We start from the raw sequence: 19,497 nt of genomic DNA, 5'->3' as shown, positions 1-19,497 counted from the left end.
AAAAGTCCCATGTGGATCACTCCGTTGCCCCCGCCACTCACCGCGTTGGGGGAAGGTTCACATGGCTCAGTTCTCAGTGAAAATTATGCGCCTAACCGGCTCAGTTCCGGGTGAAAATCAACACCAATTTGTTCCTGTTCCGGCTGACGCGATGCCGCAACTAGAACAACTGTTCGTGGTGCGATGTCAAGGTGTGCGGGATGCCTCCTGCCATGGATCGCAGCAACGAACCCTTGATCACCGCCTTCTCTGCCGTCCTGCGCAAAGCCCGGATGAACGCTGGACTGACCCAGGAAGAGTTGGCCGAGCGCGCTGATGTGTCGGTCAGATTCATTTCGCTGCTGGAGAACGGCAAGCGCCAGCCATCGCTCAGCGCCTTGGCGGCGGTCAGCGCTGGCTTGAACATCCCGATGTCGGTGATGCTTACGATCGTGGAGAGTCGTCTCGCGACCAACCACAACAATCGCGGCGGCGACGAAAACACTCCCTCAGCGTAGATATTCTACACGGACTCGCTTGATCGCCAGACCCGCCCGACATGACCAAAGCACGCCAGAAACGCGACAACGACTACTATCTCGACCGCCTGCGCATCGATTGTCCCGGCATTTATGCCGATTATCAGGCCGGTAAGTTCAAGAATGCGTCCGAGGCGCTCATCGCGGCAGGTCATGCCCAACAAGAAGATCTTCCAGACCCGCCCTGTGTCGAACATCAGGCGGTTTTTCTCTGCCTTAGTTGCCGAGGTCACCAGCGTAGCGTTCTTTGCCCAAGCGCGGCGCAGACGAGAGCAACCATCAGAATGGCGGCTCCATACCAGCTGACGAAGAACAGGGGATTGTCTCTGGTGCAAAACAGGGAATACCCAGCCGTGGCGCCGGTCGCGGCGGTCAGTCCCGCAAGAGCGCCAGACAGCCGTGGCCAAGTGGAGGCGCCTTGGCGAATGACCCGCAGAATGACGGCAGCCGGCACGACCGACAGCAGAAGAATAGAACCGAGACATTCGCCCAGAGATGCGGCGCTCACCTCGGCAAACCGCTCGGGTGCCGCGCGCAAGGCATAGGCCCCGAACCAGAGCGCCACCGCCACGGCCCCCGGTCCTGCGAGGAGCCAGACAGCGCCGCCTGCCCGTGCCCCAGGACGCGCCAGCCGCAGCAACAGCAGCAAAGACGCGGCGCTGGCGGCAAGTGGCAGGATGGTCTTGAACGGCACAACCGGGTTCGACCAGGCCGCCGCCAATCCTTGCCGATGACCAAGGACCAGCAGGAACAGCGTAACCGGCACCGCAATCGACAAGACCATGACCAAAGCCATCCGGCGCGGGTTGAAAGGTGGCAGCGGCGGTTCAGTCGCAAGGCGTCGAATGAGGTTGTCGGTCGTGGTCATGGCAGATCCTTTCGCGCCAGAGCCGCCAGGCGCTTCATGGCCCTGTGCAGCGTCACCCGCAGATTGACCGGCGTCATTTCGAGGCGCACGCCCACTTCGGCTTGGGGTTCCTCCCGCAGCTCCAGAGCGCGCACCACTTCTGCAGATCGCGGGTCAAGCTGGCCAAGCAGTCGATCAACCTCGCGCTGATCATCCCGCGCATCCAGGGGGTCCGCTGTCTCCTCGGCCGGCAGCACGTCACTGTAATCTTCGATCGGCAGATACACTTTCTTCCCGCGGGCACGCAGCGAGTCGATGACCTTGTAGCGGACAATTGCATAGAGCCACGGGCGAAGCGGATGGCCCGCGTCCCAGGTCTGCCGCTTGAGATGAATGGCCAGCAGAACGTCTTGCACAATATCCTCGTGTAGATCCACCGGAAGACCGCGACCGCGCGCGCGGACAATGCCCCGGACAATCGGTGCAACGGCGTGAAGGAAACGCGCATATGCCTGCCCGTCCCCAGCGTTGGCCGCCACCAACAGGATGCCCAAAGGGTCTTCGGTCGCCTGCATCCCCGGTCCCTTCGTTGCGCCGATGCGGATCGTTACAGGAGAGAAGTCCCGGTGAGCAATAAATTCCCGTGACCGCGCCGTCAGCATGAACACCAAAGCGTGAACAGCGTAACAGATCGGTCCTCTCCACGAATGGACTGTCCGAAGACCGGATGCTGATCCGGCAACTTTGGAGGAGAGACACTATGCCACTGACCCGCCGTTCTGTCCTGACCGCCACAATCCTTGGCGCGGTCGCGGCCCGCTACGCGTTTTTGGGTAAGCCGGCACAGGCCGGCGAGGGTTTTGCAGTCACCCACACCGACGCCGAGTGGCGCAAGCTGCTGACGCCAGAGCAATATGAGGTGCTGCGGCAGCAAGGCACCGAACGCCCCTTCACCAGTGCGCTGTTGGACGAACATCGCAAGGGCACCTTTGCCTGTGCTGGTTGCGACCTGCCGCTTTATGCCTCTGACACCAAGTTCGACAGCGGCACCGGCTGGCCGAGCTTCTGGCAACCGCTGAAGGGCGCGGTCGGCACATCGGTCGACACGTCCGGGTTCGTGACACGCACGGAAGTGCATTGCAGCCGCTGCGGCGGCCATTTGGGCCATGTCTTCCCCGACGGACCGCAACCGACCGGCCTGCGCTACTGCATGGATGGGGTCGCGATGACCTTCCACCCTGCCTGACCCTGTCAACGCAAAGGACTGACCAGATGCACTTCCTCCTTGCCTATTTCGGTGGGCTTCCCAACACTCGAAAGGAAAGACCATGACGACGAACCTGAAGGAAGAACAAATACCGCGCCGGCGTGCAGGCTCCTCATTCGTAGCGCTGATCGTGGCGGCGGTGATCGGTGGGGCATCGCTTCTGTCGCCCCCCGCAAGCCTTGCTGGCGAAGGCGTGGTCATTCCGGCGCCGACCCTTGATGAAACAGCCAAATCCGGCACCGAAACCGCCATTCTGGCCGGCGGCTGCTTCTGGGGCGTGCAGGGTGTATTCCAGCACGTGGATGGCGTGATCAGTGCCACCTCAGGCTACGCAGGCGGATCGGCCGCGAACGCCACCTACGACATGGTGAGCAACGGAAGCACCGGCCATGCCGAAGCCGTGCAGATCGTCTACGACCCGATGAAGGTCACTTACGGCCACTTGCTGCAGATCTTCTTTTCGGTGGTGACCGATCCGACGACACTCAATTACCAGGGGCCAGACCACGGGACGCAATACCGGTCGGCGATCTTCCCGACCAATGGCGAACAGGCAAAAATCGCCAAGGCCTATATCGCGGAGCTGGATGCAGCCCATGCGTTCGGCGGCCCCATTGTCACTGCGGTTGAAGCCCCGGCGAAGTTCTATCGGGCCGAGGACCATCATCAGGACTTCCTCGCCCTGAACCCGACCTACCCCTACATCGTCCGCAACGATCTGCCCAAGGTGGCCGATCTGAAGGCGATGTTCCCTGAGGATTATCACGCGAAACCGGTTTTGGTGATGAACTGATCCGGCACCAGTCCGGTCTGTCTGACACCCGTGGCGTGAGCACGCGCCGAGGCCCTGGACGAAACCGGAAAACAAGCTGAGCGACCCTGCCATCCGAAGTATCTGGGCGGCTGGCGCCGAATGAATTCGCTCCCACCTGGGATCGGATGCAACCGCAAACGGGACAAGCCGAGACCGGCACCCCACCAACTAACGGAGACTTCACGATGAAACGCTTTCTGACCGCCCTTGCGATCTCGACCGCGCTGACCGCCCCTGCCTTTGCCGATGCCATGGCCAAGGACATGACCTGCAGCGCCTTTACCGCGATGAGCACCGACGACATGATGACCGCGATGACCGACGCGATGAAGGCAGGCGATGCGATGGCCTCCGACGATGCTATGGCTTCGGGTGACGCGATGGCCTCCGGCGATGCGATGGCCTCCGGCGATGCGATGATGAGCCCGGAAGATACGATGGCGGCACTGGTCAAGACCTGCACCGAACATCCCGACATGATGGTCATGGATGCAATGCACCCGATGAAGTGATCTGCTGCGGGCGCCGGACCAGCTTCGGCGCCCGCCCCTTCAACTTAACCCCGCGAGGGCCCGATGAGCACCACCGAACCGATTGACGCGCCGATGAACGCCACCCCAGCCGGCGGCGACGTAGTGGAGCGGCACCGCCTTTCGACCCGGCTCTGGCATTGGACCAATGTTGTGACACTGGTGATCATGCTGATGAGCGGCTTGATGATCTTTAACGCTCATCCGCGCCTCTACTGGGGCAAATATGGCGCGAACCCGGACTATGCCTGGCTGCAGATCGGCGCGACCCAGGCAAACACCGGCTTTCTGCGCATCGGCAGCCTGACGGTCGAAACGACGGGCATCCTGGGCCGCTGGACCGACAGCAATGGCCAGGTCCGCAACCGCGCTTTTCCGTGGTGGGCCACCATTCCGCAAGGCTACAATCTGGCTTCGGCGCGGCGCTGGCATCTGACCTTTGCCTGGGTTTTTGCCGTTGGCATCGGTGTCTACCTGATCCGCAGCCTGTGGAACCGCCACCTTCAGCGCGACCTGCTGCCTTCTGCGGAGGAGGTGAAGCCGTCGCACGTCTGGACCGATATCAAGCATCACGCCAAGCTGCAGTTCCCGACCGGAGAGGCGGCGCGGCACTACAACGTCCTGCAGAAATTCGCCTATCTGTTGGTGCTGATCATCCTGATCCCCGGCATGATCCTGACCGGCTTCACGATGTCGCCGAGCCTCAATGCGTCGACGCCGTGGCTCTTGGACCTCTTCGGAGGACGCCAGTCGGCGCGTTCGCTGCACTTCATTTTTGCCTGCGGGATCGTCCTGTTCATCCTAGTCCATCTGCTGATGGTCGTCCTGGCGGGCCCGATCAACGAGATCCGTTCGATGATCACTGGCCGCTACCGGCTTCCAAAGGAGAAAAAGTGATGGCCAAACTTCTCACCCGCCGGTCCGTCCTGACCGGACTTGGATATGGCGCGATCATCGGCGGCACTGCGGGCCTGATCTTCAGCCCCTCGTTCCACGACATGGTGCTGAGCACGGGCGAACGGCTGGCCTACCGCAGCCATCGCCTTATCGGACGCGATGCCCTGGCGCCCGAGTTTACCGAGGCGGACTTGTCGCCCGATTTCCGCACCAACGGCAACACCATGCCGAAGTCTGATGATTATCAGCGTCACATGGACACCGGCTTCGCCGACTGGAAGCTGAAGATCGACGGGCTGGTCGCGGCACCGATGGAATTCTCGCTGGCGGCGCTGAAAGCAATGCCCGCCAGAACCCAGATCACCCGCCACGACTGCGTGGAAGGCTGGAGCGCCATCGGCAAGTGGACCGGCGCGCCGCTGGCCGCGCTCCTGTCGCAGGTCGCCCTGCTACCGTCGGCGCGCTTCCTGGTGCTGCATTGCGCCGATGATTTCGGTGGAGACGCCTATTATGAAAGCATCGACCTCGTCGATGCCTTCCACCCGCAAACCCTGCTGGCCTACACGATGAACGACCAGCCCCTGTCCGTCGGCCACGGGGCGCCGCTTCGGCTGCGGGTCGAGCGGCAGCTGGGCTACAAGCAGGCAAAATATGTCATGCGGATCGAGGCGACGGCCACACTTGCCGGGACGGGCCTCGGCAAGGGCGGATACTGGGAAGACCAGATCGGCTATGATTGGTATGCAGGAATCTGACCTGGCCGGGTTGGAATAATCGCCTTGCTTCAAACGCTCCGGGCGGCGTCAAAGCCACCCGGAGGTATTTCGTCTCACGTCGGCACAAGCACCGCATCGACGACTTGGATGACGCCGTTGCCACCCTGCGTGAAGAACATCCCGCCCGCCGAAGCCGAAGCCAACTCCTACGCAGCGCTGGAACCTAAACCCGTGGCCGCGTAACTAACCGAGATCAGCCTACCTCAAACCCGGCGCGGCTCAGATCGCTTCCAAACACCAGCAGAAGCTGAAACTGCAAGGCGTCTGGAAAACTAGAGGCCATTTAATCAGAACATCCCAAAGTAGGGAAGCCGCGCTGTTTCAAACTCTTCAACAACTGGTTCGCCCGGAGAAGGCGCAGCTTCACCGAACACAAGAGCTTCAGGTGCCAAAGGGACTTCATCCTCTGCATCAATTTCCGCCCATTCGCGAATGCGGGCTTCAGCTTCGCGGCGTTGACGCTTGAGACCATCTCCAGTCCAAGGCCGCTTCCAGCCCGTCAGAATTCCGCGCCGGTTCAGAAGATCAGCCAGGGCACGGTGCGACAGGTCGCGATAGGCTTCATCTTCAAGAAGAACATGGGCAATCCTGTCCACGATATTGTCAGACCGCCCGGAGCGTGCGCGCCGCGAGGCCTCCCGTGCTGCTGACAGATCGACCGGCGAGCCAGGTTTCTCTTCTGCCTGCCTACGCGCCAAGGCAGTGGATGTGCCCCGGCGGATGTTGTGCGCTGATGTCTCGCCTTTTCTGACAGCATCAAGAAAACGCTCCTTCGAGAGCATTTCGTCGTCTTCGGCCGACAAGATACAGATATCGAAATTCTGAAGCCATGTTTCGGCATCCTTCACATGACGAAAGAGCCGGGTAGGATCGCTGACAACAAGAACTGCGCCTTCCTGCTGCACATGCCTCGTCGCATCGCGTAACCCTTCGCGGCGGGACAGACTGTCGCTTTTCGCCGCCGAGCCGACATCTTCATAGATGGAGGTCAGAGCAAGGCCACGCTTCTGGCAGCACTGACGCAACTTCTCCGCCTGACGCTCAAGGGCATGGTCTTCATCGGCCTGCATCTCGGTAGACAGTCTGATGTAGCCTATGGCGTTGGTGGGGTGATCGGTCAGGTTGGTCATTGAGGATCTACGTTGTTAACCAGAACAAATGCACACGGTTTGGGGTTCAGCACGCACAAAAACTACGATATCGGAACATTTGTATCAAGCAGAAATCTGGCTGACTACGCTCATCCGGGGCAAGCCCGGTGACGGCACTATGGCCAAAACTCGCCGCCGACCTAGCTTGCTGCCTGCGGTTACGCGGGGATTCAGGATGCAGGAAATTGAACGGGAGGACTGCGCCAAGGGCTGCGACAGCCGCAGAGACGGCGCGCCCGCAGAACCCTCCGCGCCTTCGATCTCCCATGCCTGTCTTGCCAGATGTCGCGCGATCGCAATCACGAGGGTTCACCGCTAGTTACACATGCTCGCAGGCTGGCTGGGGCGAGCGCTGAGGTGCATCCGTGCTCTCGGCGGTGGTGAGGGTGCACCCAGATCAGCAACGCTGCCCCTGATCGCCCCCTGCGCTGTTCTTGGTGATCGCCGTCAGCGCCACCGATGACCGTTCGTTTCTCCCTTCCCTATCAGCATGTCCTCAGACGCCCGCGACGGGGATGAGATGCCTTGCGCGCCCGTCCTTCCGGTGCTGATCAGCATGACGGCGAGCCATGATCATCGTCCGCGGCCGATTTCGTGCTCAGGATCGTGGATCTGCGGACGATCAGCATCGGGTGGATTTCGATGGCCGCAAGCCCGTCCTGCGGTCCGTCTCTCTGGCAAGTTATCGGGAAAATTCAGTTTCGGCGGTCGAAATGTAAACTTAGCGCCCACTTCTCTGTGCCAGGATCAACAAAACAAGGGATTTTCATCGTCCGAAGCGCAACATTTCATCGCCCGAAGCAACCAAATCCGTCCACGAAGCAACCGGAAGTGTTGCGTTTCAGCGGGAATATGTTGCGCTTTGTTGACGTGTGGACAGATTTTCGGCCCGACATGTTGCGCTTGCTCACCCTGTCAACATGGTCACGCGGCCTGACGACGCTGTTCATCAATGCGTTTCCGCGCCCTTGCGTAAACGGATTTGATCGCGGCCGCGGCCAGTTCCTCGGTCTCGAACCTGCCGAGGTTGATGACGGCCTCGTCCAAAAGCACCATCGCCTCGTAGGCATCGCCGATCTTCCACACCCCGCGCGTCGCAGTCGGTTCAGTTCTGGGCGGGCAGTGTTGTTCTTTCTGGCTGCGGCCGGCCTCACGCAGGTTCTTCCAGCGGTTGTCGCTGCGATCGCCGTTGATGTGCTTGACGTTGCTGCGGGCCATGGTGCCTGACATCCACAGCCAGGCCAGCCGGTGAAGCAAGTGATAGCGGTTGTCGATGGAGACCTTGAGGAACCCTCTGTCGTCATGCCGGGTGCCAGCGATCCGGCCTTTGCGGCTTCCTTTGACAAAGGTGAATACCCCGGTGTCAGGGTCGTAGTCGAGCACCTGGTGCAGGCGCTGTTGGGTCAGCATCGTCGATCTCCATCAGGACGTTATCCTGATAGTTAAGGTGCCATCCATGGATCGTCGCATGGGATGGAAAATTTCTGGTCGAGGTGACCAACTGAGTGTCAGGTGCGATTCATGTGTGCGGGGTCGCATGTTGCTGAGCAACACAGCCAGCCCAGAGCAGCCGCTGAAGCCAGTTCTTCGAACGATCGATTTCAAATACCGGCGTTGCGCTCAATAGCAGCTGGGTCCAGACTTTTGACCCATGTCATGGATCGCGGCCCCAAGACGCGGCATGATCGTCTTGTGTTTAGGGATGACTTCTGATGGATACCGCGTCTCTTTTTGAAGATCCGACGCATTTCCTGTTCTTCACGGGAAAGGGCGGCGTGGGCAAGACCTCGCTCAGTTGTGCCGTGGCGTTGGGTTTGGCGGATACAGGCAAACGCGTGCTTCTGGTCAGCACCGATCCGGCCTCGAACCTTGACGAGATGTTGGGCGCCAGGCTTTCCGATCAGCCGAAGGCCATTCCCGGCGCCGTGAATCTGTTCGCCATGAACATCGACCCCGACAAGGCGGCAGAAGACTATCGTGCACGGGTCATCGACCAGTTGGGAGCCGATGTTTCCGAAGTGGAAATAACCACTGTGCGCGAGCAACTTTCCGGCGCCTGCACGATCGAGATTGCGGCTTTCGACGAATTTGTCGGGCTGCTGGCCGGGGATGCGCCGGAATACGATCACATCATCTTCGACACCGCCCCGACCGGCCATACCCTGCGTTTACTGAGCCTGCCTCGTGCGTGGACGGGGTTTTTGCAGGGCAACGACCGTGGTGCTTCCTGTCTTGGTCCACACTCGGGGTTGAAGATGCAGGAGGCGCGGTTCCAGGCTGCGCTGAAGGCCCTGGCCGACCCGAAGCGCAGTTCGATCGTGCTGGTAACCCGCGCCGACCGTGGGGCGGTGCAAGAGGCGGCGCGAACCTCGGACGAGTTGCGCGCGTTGGGGCTTGGCAATCAGCGCCTGGTGGTCAACGGCGTGTTCCATGCGAGCGGGCAAAGGGATGCTGTCGCAGAGGGTCTGGCCCGCGATCACGCCACTGTTCTGGCACATCTGCCACAGAACCTTGCGGCTCTACCCCGGAGCGAGGTTCCGCTACGATCCTTTGATATGGTAGGGCTGCCAGCCCTACGCGCATTGTTTAGGCCCGAGGAGACGGCCGGCCATGTGGCGGTGGTTCCGCCAGGTATCGATGAGGCCGGGCTTGCCGAAATGGTAGACGAACTGGCGCAAGCCGGTCGCGGTCTGGTCATGGTGATGGGCAAGGGCGGGGTGGGCAAGACAACCGTGGCCGCCGCCATCGCCGTGGGCTTGGTCAAGCGCGGGCATCAGGTGTATCTGACAACAACCGATCCCGCCGCGCATGTTGCCTTGGTGGTGGATGGCATCCTGTCTGGTCTGACCGTGGACCGTATCGACCCCGTGGCGGAAACCTCTCGCTATGTCGAAAAGGTCATGGCCACCAAAGGGCGTGATCTGGATGCGGCCGACCGCGCCCTGATGCTGGAAGACCTGGCTTCGCCCTGCACCGAGGAGGTGGCGGTGTTCCATGCCTTTTCGCGGATCGTTGCTGAAGCCCGTAGCGCCTTTGTCGTGGTGGATACGGCGCCGACAGGCCATACGCTTTTGCTGCTGGATGCGACAGGAGCCTATCACCGCCAGATGACGCAGGACATGGGCACCGTGCAGGGGCGTATCGTCACGCCTTTGATGCGGTTACAGGACCCCGACTATACGCGGGTCGTCCTTGTGGCCTTGCCGGAAACCACTCCGGTCTCCGAAGCGGCAAGCCTTCAGGATGACCTGCGGCGGGCCAAGATCGAGCCTTGGGCCTGGGTCGTCAACCGGGCGATGGCGCGCACGGGCACAACTGATCCGCTTTTGCAAAAGCGGGTCGCGTCTGAGGTCGCGCAAATCACGCGCATCCGAAGCGGGCTGGCGCGTCGGCTTTACCTTCTGCCGTTCTGCCCGGAACCGCCTGTCGGGGTCGCGCGTCTCTCAGATCTGAGCTGAATGGTTTCAGACGGAGCAAGCCGCCGGTTCTGCGACCCTGGCAAGGCACCACTGCGTGACGGCTTCGGCTTCGGTCGGAGGCCCTTCGATCTCTTCACCCGCAAAGGCGAGAAACGCCGCGAGGTTCAGACCGTTGACGCCGACCAAAACCGGTAGCCTGATGAGCGCCGAAAACCATGAAGCTGCGTATCTGCCAGCTTGACTTGGATACCGACAATCTAATAATTTGTCTGTAACCTGAAGGGAGGCTGACACGATGATCCAGCGACTGCCGGTCTCGTTGCAGACCCTCTATGCCGATCTTGTGGACCGCAGCTGGTCAGGTTCCTATGGCGAGCTGATCCAGGCTGGCGGGTCACCTTACAAGCGGACGCTGAAGGGGCGCGACTACTGGTATCTCAAGATGCCGATGGTGGCCGGGCAGCGCAGCAAGGATCTTTATCTCGGGCCGGATAGCGACGAAATACAGAAACGCGTCAGCCAGCACCTTGACCTGAAGGCGGTTCGCAAAGATCGGCTGGATATGGTGCGCGCCCTGCGACAGGCGCGCATCCCTGGCCCGGACCCTGTCAGTGGCAATATCCTCTCAGCCTTGTCCGAGGCTGGTGTCTTCCGGTTGCGGGCTGTGGTCGTCGGCACCGTCGCCTTTCAGGCCTATGGCCCCATGATGGGCGTCAGGTTCGAGAATACCGCCGGTCAGACCGGCGACCTGGATCTTGCGCAGTTCCACTCGGTCTCGATCTCGGTCGGTGATGAAATCGACGGTGGGATTCTGGCGCAACTGAAGAGCGTGGACCCACGGTTCGAACCGATCCCCTCCCCCTTTGATGGCACGAAGGCGCTGCGCTATGCGATCCGTGTCGGCGGACAGGAGCTGTTCGCCGTCGATCTGCTTTGCCCGTTGCGCGGGCCTGACCGCGGTTCGACAACGAGCCTGAAGGCGATGCAGGGTGATGCGCAGCTACTGCGCTACCTCGATTTCCTGATCTATGGCGAGATCAACGCCGTGGTGCTGCATGGGATCGGAGTGCCGGTCAACATCCCCGCGCCCGAGCGATATGCCGTTCACAAGCTGATCGTGTCCAGAATGCGGATCGGCACCGCGCAGTCGCAAACGAAGGCGCGGAAGGATCTGGTGCAGGCGCAGACGATGATCGAGGTGCTTCTTGAAGACCGGCGTCATGAACTTCAGGAGGTCTGGAATGAAGCCCTGCGTCGGGGGCCGAAGTGGGAGGAGAAGCTCATGCAGGCGGCAGGGCAACTCGCACACGGTCTCGGTGATCGTCTGATCGCTTTGACAGAGGATCGGTCCTGATCGGTGCATGGAGCGTGCTGTGCTGATCGCGCAAGCAGCGACTCACCAACCCGGAGGATTGAGGCGCCCCCGACCGGCTGGCGCAGAATGCACCCCCACCGTCAGACGCGATTTTTCCTAGGACTTCGCTGGTCCCTTTCGCAGAACTTCAACTCCCACCCGACGCTCTCAGCGCTGGTCGCTAAGTTCAGTCTGTAACCAACCACAGACGAGACCAAAATGACTAACCCCTACGAGAACAGCCATGCGACCATCTTCATCGCTGACCGCATCCGCGACCTGAGCCACACCAAGACCCAGGCCGAGATCGCCACCGAAGCGGGTTTCGTGAATCCGAACATGGTCACGTTTCTCAAAACCGGAAAGACCAAGATCCCCCTTGATCGCATCCCTGCGCTCGCCAAAGCGCTGGAAGCCGACCCCGCGGTTCTGATGCGTCTGGCGCTGGATCAGGCGGTGGGCGCGACCGCAGCGCGGGCGATCACCGAGATCTTCGGCTCGCCCGTCAGCGAGAACGAACAGGGCTGGCTCGACGAAATCCGTGACGCGTCCGGCAATACCGACCCACGCCTGACCGCGCGGTCTCGGACGGCGCTGAGGGGGATCTTCCGCAAATGAGTGAAGGGAAACTCGTCGTGCCGGCTGGACCAGCGGGACCGTGGCACCAGTTGACCGAGAACGAGAAGGCGTGGATTGAGATGATCCGCGTCATCTCCGGCGGCCGCGATCCTCGGATCACCTTGTCCCGCGTTGAGGCGTTGACGAAACTCCTGGACGCGGGATGGGGCGGCGGCGAGGAAAGCTAGCCGTTTCCCGTGGGAGCTAATGCTTCTGACCCACTCGCAAACTTCGAGTGCTGTGAGAACAAATGCGCGACTGATCGGACGGCGCTCAACATGATAACTACGCGCAACTCGCAAACCCACTGCCGGGACAAACCCCAGCAAGATGAACCCACCGGCTAATGAATCGCCGCGTTATGGCGTTAGATCATAGTCCGGGAGTGAGTCGATAACCCGAGACTTCGCGGTAATGCTCACATCGCCATACCCATCAGAAGCGGTGCGTCCGGCGTGCCCCTGTATTCCATCCACAATTCGAATATCCGCGCCCAGATCGCGTGCTTGGGTCTTGAAGCGGTGCCGCCAGGCATAATTGGGCTGCATACCCGCCGGAACAAGACCGCACTCTTGCAGCCAGGTTCCAACTTGGTTTGTCATGCGGACAGCCTTCGCCGCAAATTTGGCAGAGTCTTTGCCGTTATGGAACATCGGCCCAGCGTCAGACTGCTCCACAAACCGAATGAACCCTTCCTCGACTATTTGCCGGTGCAGAGGAACATCGCGGTAATGCCCGGCCTTCATGGTGCCCGCATCGGGCGTAATGCGAATTATCCAGCGGTCGCCTTCCTTACGCACATCTTCTTTTCGCAACTGTGTGATCTCGGAAACGCGCGCGCCAGTGAACGCGCACAGGATCGGAACCCACCGCTTTGCATTTATTGACTCTGGCGTTTCGCGGACACGCCCGCCCGGATCAGATTTCGGTTGATAGGATCGCGAAGCCTTCAAGATATTGACCGCCTCGGCATCTGTGTAACCTGCTTCGCGGGCGCGCTGTTTCTTGGGTTTGGCCTGCTTCACCGTGGCCGCCGGGTTTTCAGGCAGGCGCTCGTTATCGTGCGCCCATAGGAACAGCGACCGGACAGCCGACAGATATATATCTGAAACGGTCTTTGCGGAAAGTTCGTCAAGTAGCTGGTCGCGCCAATCAAGAAGGTTCTTCTTGGTGACGTTTCGCGCGTCATTGTGCCCCAGGAACTTCCGCAGGCTGGCGACGACCGGGCGCATACGCTTTCCGCTGTCCTTCATGAAACCCGCCGTGGTGCGGGCCTTTATGTAGTCATCCCATAGTTTCGAAAGACTCACCGGATCAGGCTCGGCCTCGGGCAGCTTGGCGTTCACCAGCAGAGGGTGTTCAGGCTTGCCGGTAAAGTCTCCTTCGTCGCGTTCAGCGACACGAGATAGGGCTTCATATTCGGCCACGCACAAGGCGCGCGCGATCTGCCGCCATTCGTCCGAACCTGGTTCGGCAGTCAGGTTGCCAGCCGCGCGAAAGCGCTCCACCCGCGCCCCGATCAGCGCACCAAGCTCGGCATCCGTCAGACGGCCCGCCATTGCATCGCGCAAACGCTGCACAAGCGCCTCGTCCACAAACCCGTAGGAATGCCGCACATCGTTCCGCAGTTCGTCATCAAAGGCGATACGCTGTTGGTAGTGGGAAAGTGCGATCTGGGCCGGGGCGAGAGGGTAACGGGCCGGGGCTGATGTGGTTTTCGCGGGTGCGGCCTTCCGTTCAGCTTGCGCAATCTGGTGTTGAAGCTGCGCGACCGCTCCGGGCAACAGCTTCATAGCGGTCCTGCGATCTGGTCCAAGAGGTGCCCGCAGTTCCGACTTACCGACAGCGGCTCGAAGGTCTTTCGGCACCACCAGCCGGGCGAAAAATCTGCCATCGCGGTTCAAAAGGTATCGTTGTGCGCCAGCCATTCCAGACCTGTTTTGTAACAGTGTTTGTAACAGCAAAACGGAATAGCCCCAGCAAAACAAGGCATTTCTTTATTTTGCTGGGGATATGATGGTGGGCGATAAGGGATTTGAACCCCTGACATCTTCGATGTGAACGAAGCGCTCTACCGCTGAGCTAATCGCCCGTGGCGGGGTTATTAGCTGTCTTCCCCATCCTCTGCAAGAGGTTCCGCGCCGGTATTTTTCGCCGGTTTTGCCCCTGCCCGCTTCAGCTTGACTTGCATCATGCTGCCGGTGCCCTGGGGCCGTGTCTTGGCGACGTGCATCCGGCCAAGGCCGGGCAGGTGCAGGGCGTCGCCCTTTTCCAGATGGCTGCCAACCTCGGTCAGAAAGGCCTCGACCACCGCGCGCACCTTGGCTTTCTTGGTGTCCGTTACCTCGGCAACCTTGGCCACCAGTTCCTTCAGCCGAGTCACGGCGACAGCGGCGGCATCCTCGACCGCCTCTGTCACCACCTCCAGCACCGGCACGGCGGGTGCGGGCGCTGTGGGCTTTGGCTTGGCCACCCTGGGCGTTGCGGCCTTGGCTGCCGCTGGCTTGGCTGCCGCCGGCTTGGCGACGGCCTTTGCGGCAGCCTTGGCCGCGCGCGGCGCCTTGGCCGCAACCTTCGCCTCTGCCGGTTTGGCGGTGGCCGTGCGGCTGCGCGGGGCCTTGGGTGCGGCGGGTTTCTTGTCTGCGGGCGCGGTCATGGCCAATCTCCGGCTGGTTTGGCGGCAGCTTATTGCGGGCAGCAGAACAAATCCACTGCATTCAAGGAACTATCCATGGATAAGAAACGAAAACGGGCGCGCAGGTTGCCCCGCGCGCCCGTCTGCTTTTCCTTGACCAATCAGTGTGCCGTGGCCCCAGCCGAGGCTTGCGCTGCGGCCTGACGGGCTGCTGCTGCGGCCTCTTCTGCCGCCTCGTCCCACTCCACCGCAACCGGCTGACGCACCAACGCCTGTGCCAGAACCTCGCGCACATGGGTGACGGGGATGATGGTCAGCCCCGACTTCACGTTCTCGGGGATGTCGGCCAGATCCTTTTCATTCTCTTCGGGAATGAACACGGTCTTGATGCCGCCCCGCAGCGCCGCCAGCAGCTTTTCCTTCAAGCCGCCAATCGCCATCGCATTGCCGCGCAAGGACACCTCGCCCGTCATCGCAATGTCTTTCCTGACCGGAATTCCCGTCAGGACCGAAACGATCGAGGTCACCATCGCCAGACCGGCCGAAGGCCCGTCTTTCGGGGTGGCCCCATCGGGAACGTGGACGTGAATATCCACCGTCTCGAACTTGGGCGGTTTCACCCCGATCTGGGGCGAAATCGACCGCACATAGCTGGACGCCGCTTCGATGGATTCCTTCATCACATCGCCCAGCTTGCCGGTGGTCTTCATCCGGCCCTTGCCCGGCAGCTTCAGCGCTTCGATCTGCAGCAGATCGCCGCCAACGCTCGTCCAGGCCAGACCCGTGACCACGCCAACCTGATCTTCCTTTTCGGCCAGACCAAAGCGATGCCGCTGCACGCCCAGATATTCCTCGGCCTTGGCGGGATCGACCGACACCGCCTTGGTTTTCTTCTTCAGAATATCGGTCACGGCCTTGCGCGCCAGCTTGGCAATCTCGCGCTCAAGGTTCCGCACCCCGGCTTCCCGCGTGTAATAGCGGATCACATGGGTCAGCGCCTCGTCCGAAATGGCGAATTCGCCTTTTTTCAGACCGTTCGCGGCGATCTGCTTTTGCAGCAGGTGGCCTTTGGCGATCTCGCGCTTTTCATCCTCGGTATAGCCGGCCAGCGAAATGATCTCCATCCGGTCCAGCAAAGGCCCCGGCATGGTATAGCTGTTGGCCGTGGTGATGAACATCACGTTGGACAGATCGTATTCCACCTCCAGATAATGGTCCACGAAGGTGCTGTTTTGTTCGGGGTCCAGCACCTCCAGCAGCGCACTTGCCGGGTCGCCGCGGAAATCCTGCCCCATCTTGTCGATTTCATCCAGCAGGATCAGCGGGTTGGTCGTTTTCGCCTTTTTCAGCGACTGGATGATCTTGCCGGGCATCGAGCCGATATAGGTCCGACGGTGGCCGCGAATCTCGGATTCGTCGCGCACGCCGCCCAGCGAAATGCGGATGAATTCGCGCCCCGTGGCCTTGGCCACCGACCGCCCCAGCGAGGTTTTGCCAACACCCGGAGGGCCGACAAGGCACAGGATCGGGCCTTTCAGCTTGGCCGAACGGGCCTGCACCGCCAGATATTCGACGATGCGTTCCTTGACCTTTTCCAGACCGTAGTGATCGGCATCAAGGATCTTCTGCGCGCCTTCCAGGTCTTTCTTGACCCGGCTCTTGGCGCCCCACGGCACGCCCAGCAGCCAGTCAAGATAGTTGCGCACAACGGTCGCCTCGGCGCTCATCGGGCTCATCGACTTCAGCTTTTTCAGCTCGGCCTCGGCCTTCTCGCGCGCCTCTTTGGACAGGGCGGTCTTCTTGATCCGCTCTTCCAGCTCCTTGACCTCGTTCTGGCCTTCGTCGCCGTCGCCCAGTTCCTTCTGAATGGCCTTCATCTGCTCATTCAGATAATACTCGCGCTGCGTCTTCTCCATCTGGGTCTTGACGCGGGACTTGATCTTCTTCTCCACCTGCAGGACCGACATTTCGCCCTGCATGTGGCCGTAAACCTTCTCCAGCCGTTCGGCCACATCTAGAGTTTCCAGCACTTCCTGCTTCAGCCCGACGTCGATGCCCAGATGCCCAGCGACCAGATCGGCCAGCCGCGCCGGTTCGCGGGTTTCGGCCACGGCCGACAGCGCCTCTTCGGGGATGTTCTTCTTGATCTTGGCATAGCGTTCGAACTCGTCGCCCACTGTGCGCAACAGCGCCTCGACCGAGGCCTGATCGCCGGGCGTTTCGCTCAGCACTTCGGCCCGCGCCTCGAAGAAGGCAGGGTTGTCGATGAATTCGGTGATCTTGACCCGCAACTTGCCCTCGACCAGCACCTTTACGGTGCCATCGGGCAGCTTCAAGAGTTGCAGCACATTGGCCAGAACCCCGGTGCGGTAGATGCCATCGGTCGCGGGGTCATCGACCGTCGGGTCGATCTGCGACGACAGCAGGATCTGCTTGTCATCCGCCATAACCTCTTCCAGCGCCTTGACCGACTTTTCGCGGCCAACGAACAAGGGAACGATCATGTGGGGGAAAACCACGATGTCCCGCAAAGGCAGAACCGGGAAGCTCGTGGAAAGGGTGTCCGTCATATCGCGTTTCCTTAGTGGCAGGAGCGCCCGGCCCCGGTAATCGGCAGCACTTGGGCCCTCCCCTCGTATCGGTATATCTGGGGGGCAGTCCCAGAGGTGTCAACCATTGGACAGCCGATCATGCCGTTACATGCCCGTTACAGCAAGCGACAATCCGGGCGAATTGTTGGCGTTCGGCCGGTGTTGCAGCGGTCTTACAGGGGCGCAATATCGCCCATCGCACGCTGGGCGTGAAAATCGGCGACGAAGGCCGACAGGCGGCCCGCCCCGATCGCATCGCGCAGGCCCTGCATCAGCTCCTGAAAATAATGCAGGTTGTGCCAGGTCAGCAGCATCGAGCAGATGATTTCCTGCGATTTCATCACATGGTGCAGATAGGCGCGGGAATAGTTGCGGCAGGCCGGGCAGGTGCAAGCCTCATCCAGCGGGCGCGGGTCGTCCATGTGGCGGGCGTTCTTGATGTTCACCTGGCCCCGGCGCGTCCAGGCCTGCCCGGTGCGGCCAGAGCGGCTGGGCAGCACGCAGTCCATCATATCAATGCCACGCTCCACCGCGCCCACGATGTCATCGGGCTTGCCGACGCCCATGAGGTAACGCGGCTTGTCTTCGGGCAAAAATCCGGGGGCATAGTCGAGGACATTGAACATGATCTCCTGCCCTTCGCCCACCGCCAGCCCGCCGACGGCATATCCGTCAAACCCGATATCTTTCAACGCGGTCGCCGATTCCTCGCGCAGCGCCCGATTGTCGCCGCCCTGCATGATGCCGAACAGCGCATGGCCGGGCCGGTCGCCAAAGGCATCGCGGCTGCGCTGTGCCCAACGCATCGACAGGCGCATCGACTTGGCCAGCGTCGCCTCATCGGCGGGCAGCGCGGGGCATTCGTCAAAGCACATCACGATGTCGCTGCCCAACAGGCGCTGGATCTCCATGCTCCGTTCGGGGGTCAGCTTGTGCTTTGATCCGTCGATATGGCTGCGGAAGGTAACGCCCTCTTCGGTCAGCTTGCGCAGATCGGTCAGGCTCATCACCTGAAACCCGCCGGAATCGGTCAGGATCGGGCGGTCCCAGTTCATGAACTTGTGCAGGCCGCCCAACCGGTCGATCCGTTCTGCCGTCGGGCGCAGCATCAGGTGATAGGTGTTGCCCAAAAGGATGTCGGCCCCGGTCGCACGCACGCTTTCGGGCATCATCGCCTTGACCGTCGCCGCCGTGCCCACCGGCATGAAGGCGGGGGTGCGAATTTCGCCCCGTGGCGTCGAAATCACACCCTTCCGTGCCTTGCCGTCGGTCGCCTGAACCGTAAAGCCGAACTTGCCCATGCTGTGCCCTTCCCGAAGGTGGCCCTTTTGCCTTTGGTGCGGCGGTTTGCCAAGGGGAATTGGGCCACGATGGGGTCAAGGGGGCTTGGCAGCGCGCGCGCCGCATGATTTGTTCTGTCGTACAAAAAAGCAGGCACCGGGCAGTCATGGACGAAACCACCCCCCAACGCGGCACCGAGGCGCGGCGGCGCGAGATTGCCGGGGCCGCGTTGCGCAGCCTTGAAAAACATGGACATGCGGGCCTGACCGCCCGGCGGGTGGCGGCAGAGGCTGGGCTTTCCCTGGGTCATCTGACCTACAATTTCACCGGCATGGACCAGATTCTGGCCGCCGCCTATCAGCTTGCCGCGACCCAGATGCAGGATCAGGCCGAAGCCCGCATTTCCCTGCCCGGCGCGACGCATCCAGAGCGGCTGGAGGCATTCCTGCGCGGCATCTTCTCACCCGAGGCGCTGACCCCGGCCCAATTGCGGGTCCGCATTGATCTCTGGGCCGCCGCACAGGGCAACCCGGCCCTTGCCCAGACCGAGCAAGATGTGAACGCCACCTTGCGCGCCCGCGTAGAAGAGCTGCTTGCACGGATGTGCGATAGCTGGAAATCAGAGCGGATCGCGCAGGTGGCCGACCTGATCATGGCCACGATGGACGGGCTTTGGCTGGATTACGCCCGGCGCGGCGATGTCGAGGCGGTGCGCTCTGCCATCGGGGCATGCGTGATGTTTGCCAAGCTGCGGCTGGGTTAGGCGTTGCCTTGGCCGCTGGCGCGGATATGTTTGATG

General features: G+C 61.3%; 20 protein-coding genes and 1 tRNA gene. 11 read left to right on the top strand and 10 right to left on the bottom strand.

Translation table 11 applies throughout. The features are described 5' to 3' along the window. The first annotated feature begins 212 nt into the window (after positions 1-212). Positions 213-497 carry a helix-turn-helix domain-containing protein gene (locus tag JI744_RS18345; RefSeq protein WP_236019544.1) on the top strand — a complete coding sequence of 95 codons (285 nt, stop codon included), beginning with the start codon at positions 213-215 and terminating at the stop codon, positions 495-497. A 5-nt stretch (positions 498-502) separates the two neighbouring features. Here JI744_RS18345 and JI744_RS18340 read toward each other — a convergent pair whose 3' ends face one another. Genes JI744_RS18340 through JI744_RS18330 form a run of 3 tightly spaced genes read right to left on the bottom strand, consistent with a single transcriptional unit; the run spans position 503 to position 1,940 of the window. Continuing rightward, positions 503-751 carry a hypothetical protein gene (locus JI744_RS18340; protein WP_202662626.1) on the bottom strand — a complete coding sequence of 83 codons (249 nt, stop codon included), beginning with the start codon at positions 749-751 and terminating at the stop codon, positions 503-505. Further along, positions 748-1,386, bottom strand: a complete 639-nt coding sequence (locus JI744_RS18335; RefSeq protein ID WP_202662625.1) for an NrsF family protein — start codon at positions 1,384-1,386, stop codon at positions 748-750. The genes JI744_RS18340 and JI744_RS18335 overlap by 4 nt, the downstream gene beginning before the upstream one ends. Further along, complete coding sequence (locus tag JI744_RS18330) at positions 1,383-1,940, bottom strand: sigma-70 family RNA polymerase sigma factor (RefSeq protein ID WP_202662624.1); 558 nt, start codon at positions 1,938-1,940, stop codon at positions 1,383-1,385. The genes JI744_RS18335 and JI744_RS18330 overlap by 4 nt, the downstream gene beginning before the upstream one ends. 191 nt (positions 1,941-2,131) lie before the next feature. On the opposite strand from JI744_RS18330, the gene msrB reads away from it, so the two are divergent. The 5 genes from msrB to JI744_RS18305 all read left to right on the top strand — a co-directional run bounded on the left by msrB (position 2,132) and on the right by JI744_RS18305 (position 5,628). Next, positions 2,132-2,611, top strand: coding sequence for a peptide-methionine (R)-S-oxide reductase MsrB (msrB, locus tag JI744_RS18325; RefSeq protein WP_236019548.1), 480 nt, complete (start codon positions 2,132-2,134; stop codon positions 2,609-2,611). An 82-nt stretch (positions 2,612-2,693) separates the two neighbouring features. Further along, positions 2,694-3,425: a peptide-methionine (S)-S-oxide reductase MsrA gene (msrA, locus tag JI744_RS18320; protein ID WP_202662622.1), complete on the top strand. Its 732-nt coding sequence runs from the start codon at positions 2,694-2,696 to the stop codon at positions 3,423-3,425. A 206-nt stretch (positions 3,426-3,631) separates the two neighbouring features. After that, positions 3,632-3,958, top strand: coding sequence for a hypothetical protein (locus tag JI744_RS18315; RefSeq protein WP_202662621.1), 327 nt, complete (start codon positions 3,632-3,634; stop codon positions 3,956-3,958). Between the two features lie 63 nt (positions 3,959-4,021). Further along, the gene (locus JI744_RS18310) at positions 4,022-4,873 is read left to right on the top strand and encodes a cytochrome b/b6 domain-containing protein (protein ID WP_202662620.1); all 852 of its coding nucleotides are present in this window, start codon (positions 4,022-4,024) and stop codon (positions 4,871-4,873) included. Further along, positions 4,873-5,628 carry a molybdopterin-binding protein gene (locus tag JI744_RS18305; RefSeq protein WP_202662619.1) on the top strand — a complete coding sequence of 252 codons (756 nt, stop codon included), beginning with the start codon at positions 4,873-4,875 and terminating at the stop codon, positions 5,626-5,628. The genes JI744_RS18310 and JI744_RS18305 overlap by 1 nt, the downstream gene beginning before the upstream one ends. 308 nt (positions 5,629-5,936) lie before the next feature. On the opposite strand, the gene JI744_RS18300 is transcribed toward JI744_RS18305, so the two are convergent. Together JI744_RS18300 and JI744_RS18295 are read right to left on the bottom strand one after the other, a co-directional pair. Further along, complete coding sequence (locus tag JI744_RS18300; protein ID WP_202662618.1) at positions 5,937-6,779, bottom strand: recombinase family protein; 843 nt, start codon at positions 6,777-6,779, stop codon at positions 5,937-5,939. Positions 6,780-7,724: 945 nt separating this feature from the next. Beyond that, a complete protein-coding gene (locus JI744_RS18295) occupies positions 7,725-8,210 on the bottom strand; it encodes an HNH endonuclease (RefSeq protein WP_202662617.1) in 486 nt (161 codons plus the stop codon). A 302-nt stretch (positions 8,211-8,512) separates the two neighbouring features. Here JI744_RS18295 and arsA point away from each other — a divergent pair, with 302 nt between their 5' ends. From arsA to JI744_RS18275, 4 genes are all read left to right on the top strand, one after another. Continuing rightward, positions 8,513-10,258: an arsenical pump-driving ATPase gene (arsA, locus tag JI744_RS18290; RefSeq protein WP_202662616.1), complete on the top strand. Its 1,746-nt coding sequence runs from the start codon at positions 8,513-8,515 to the stop codon at positions 10,256-10,258. 256 nt (positions 10,259-10,514) lie between these two features. Further along, on the top strand, positions 10,515-11,573 hold the full coding sequence (locus JI744_RS18285) for a nucleotidyltransferase family protein (RefSeq protein ID WP_202662615.1): 1,059 nt from the start codon (positions 10,515-10,517) through the stop codon (positions 11,571-11,573). A gap of 219 nt (positions 11,574-11,792) precedes the next feature. Beyond that, positions 11,793-12,191: a helix-turn-helix domain-containing protein gene (locus JI744_RS18280; protein WP_202662614.1), complete on the top strand. Its 399-nt coding sequence runs from the start codon at positions 11,793-11,795 to the stop codon at positions 12,189-12,191. Between the two features lie 50 nt (positions 12,192-12,241). Further along, positions 12,242-12,379 carry a hypothetical protein gene (locus tag JI744_RS18275; protein WP_236019543.1) on the top strand — a complete coding sequence of 46 codons (138 nt, stop codon included), beginning with the start codon at positions 12,242-12,244 and terminating at the stop codon, positions 12,377-12,379. A 171-nt stretch (positions 12,380-12,550) separates the two neighbouring features. On the opposite strand, the gene JI744_RS18270 is transcribed toward JI744_RS18275, so the two are convergent. From JI744_RS18270 to tgt, 5 genes are all read right to left on the bottom strand, one after another. After that, on the bottom strand, positions 12,551-14,119 hold the full coding sequence (locus tag JI744_RS18270; protein ID WP_328757567.1) for a DUF6538 domain-containing protein: 1,569 nt from the start codon (positions 14,117-14,119) through the stop codon (positions 12,551-12,553). An 89-nt stretch (positions 14,120-14,208) separates the two neighbouring features. After that, positions 14,209-14,283, bottom strand: a tRNA-Val gene (locus JI744_RS18265). A gap of 12 nt (positions 14,284-14,295) precedes the next feature. Beyond that, the gene (locus JI744_RS18260) at positions 14,296-14,847 is read right to left on the bottom strand and encodes an HU family DNA-binding protein (RefSeq protein ID WP_202662612.1); all 552 of its coding nucleotides are present in this window, start codon (positions 14,845-14,847) and stop codon (positions 14,296-14,298) included. 140 nt (positions 14,848-14,987) lie between these two features. Then, a complete protein-coding gene (lon, locus tag JI744_RS18255) occupies positions 14,988-17,396 on the bottom strand; it encodes an endopeptidase La (protein WP_202662611.1) in 2,409 nt (802 codons plus the stop codon). Positions 17,397-17,590: 194 nt separating this feature from the next. Next, positions 17,591-18,718 carry a tRNA guanosine(34) transglycosylase Tgt gene (gene tgt / locus JI744_RS18250; RefSeq protein WP_202662610.1) on the bottom strand — a complete coding sequence of 376 codons (1,128 nt, stop codon included), beginning with the start codon at positions 18,716-18,718 and terminating at the stop codon, positions 17,591-17,593. 146 nt (positions 18,719-18,864) lie between these two features. Here tgt and JI744_RS18245 point away from each other — a divergent pair, with 146 nt between their 5' ends. After that, entirely contained in the window at positions 18,865-19,461 is a 597-nt protein-coding gene (locus JI744_RS18245) for a TetR/AcrR family transcriptional regulator (RefSeq protein WP_202662609.1), read from the top strand. Positions 19,462-19,497 lie beyond the last annotated feature (36 nt).

Origin of the sequence: Fuscibacter oryzae (assembly GCF_016765795.1) — a bacterium.
GTDB lineage: Bacteria > Pseudomonadota > Alphaproteobacteria > Rhodobacterales > Rhodobacteraceae > Fuscibacter > Fuscibacter oryzae.
The sequence above is the reverse complement of the archived record's forward strand: the minus strand, read 5'-3'. Positions and strand labels throughout refer to the sequence as shown.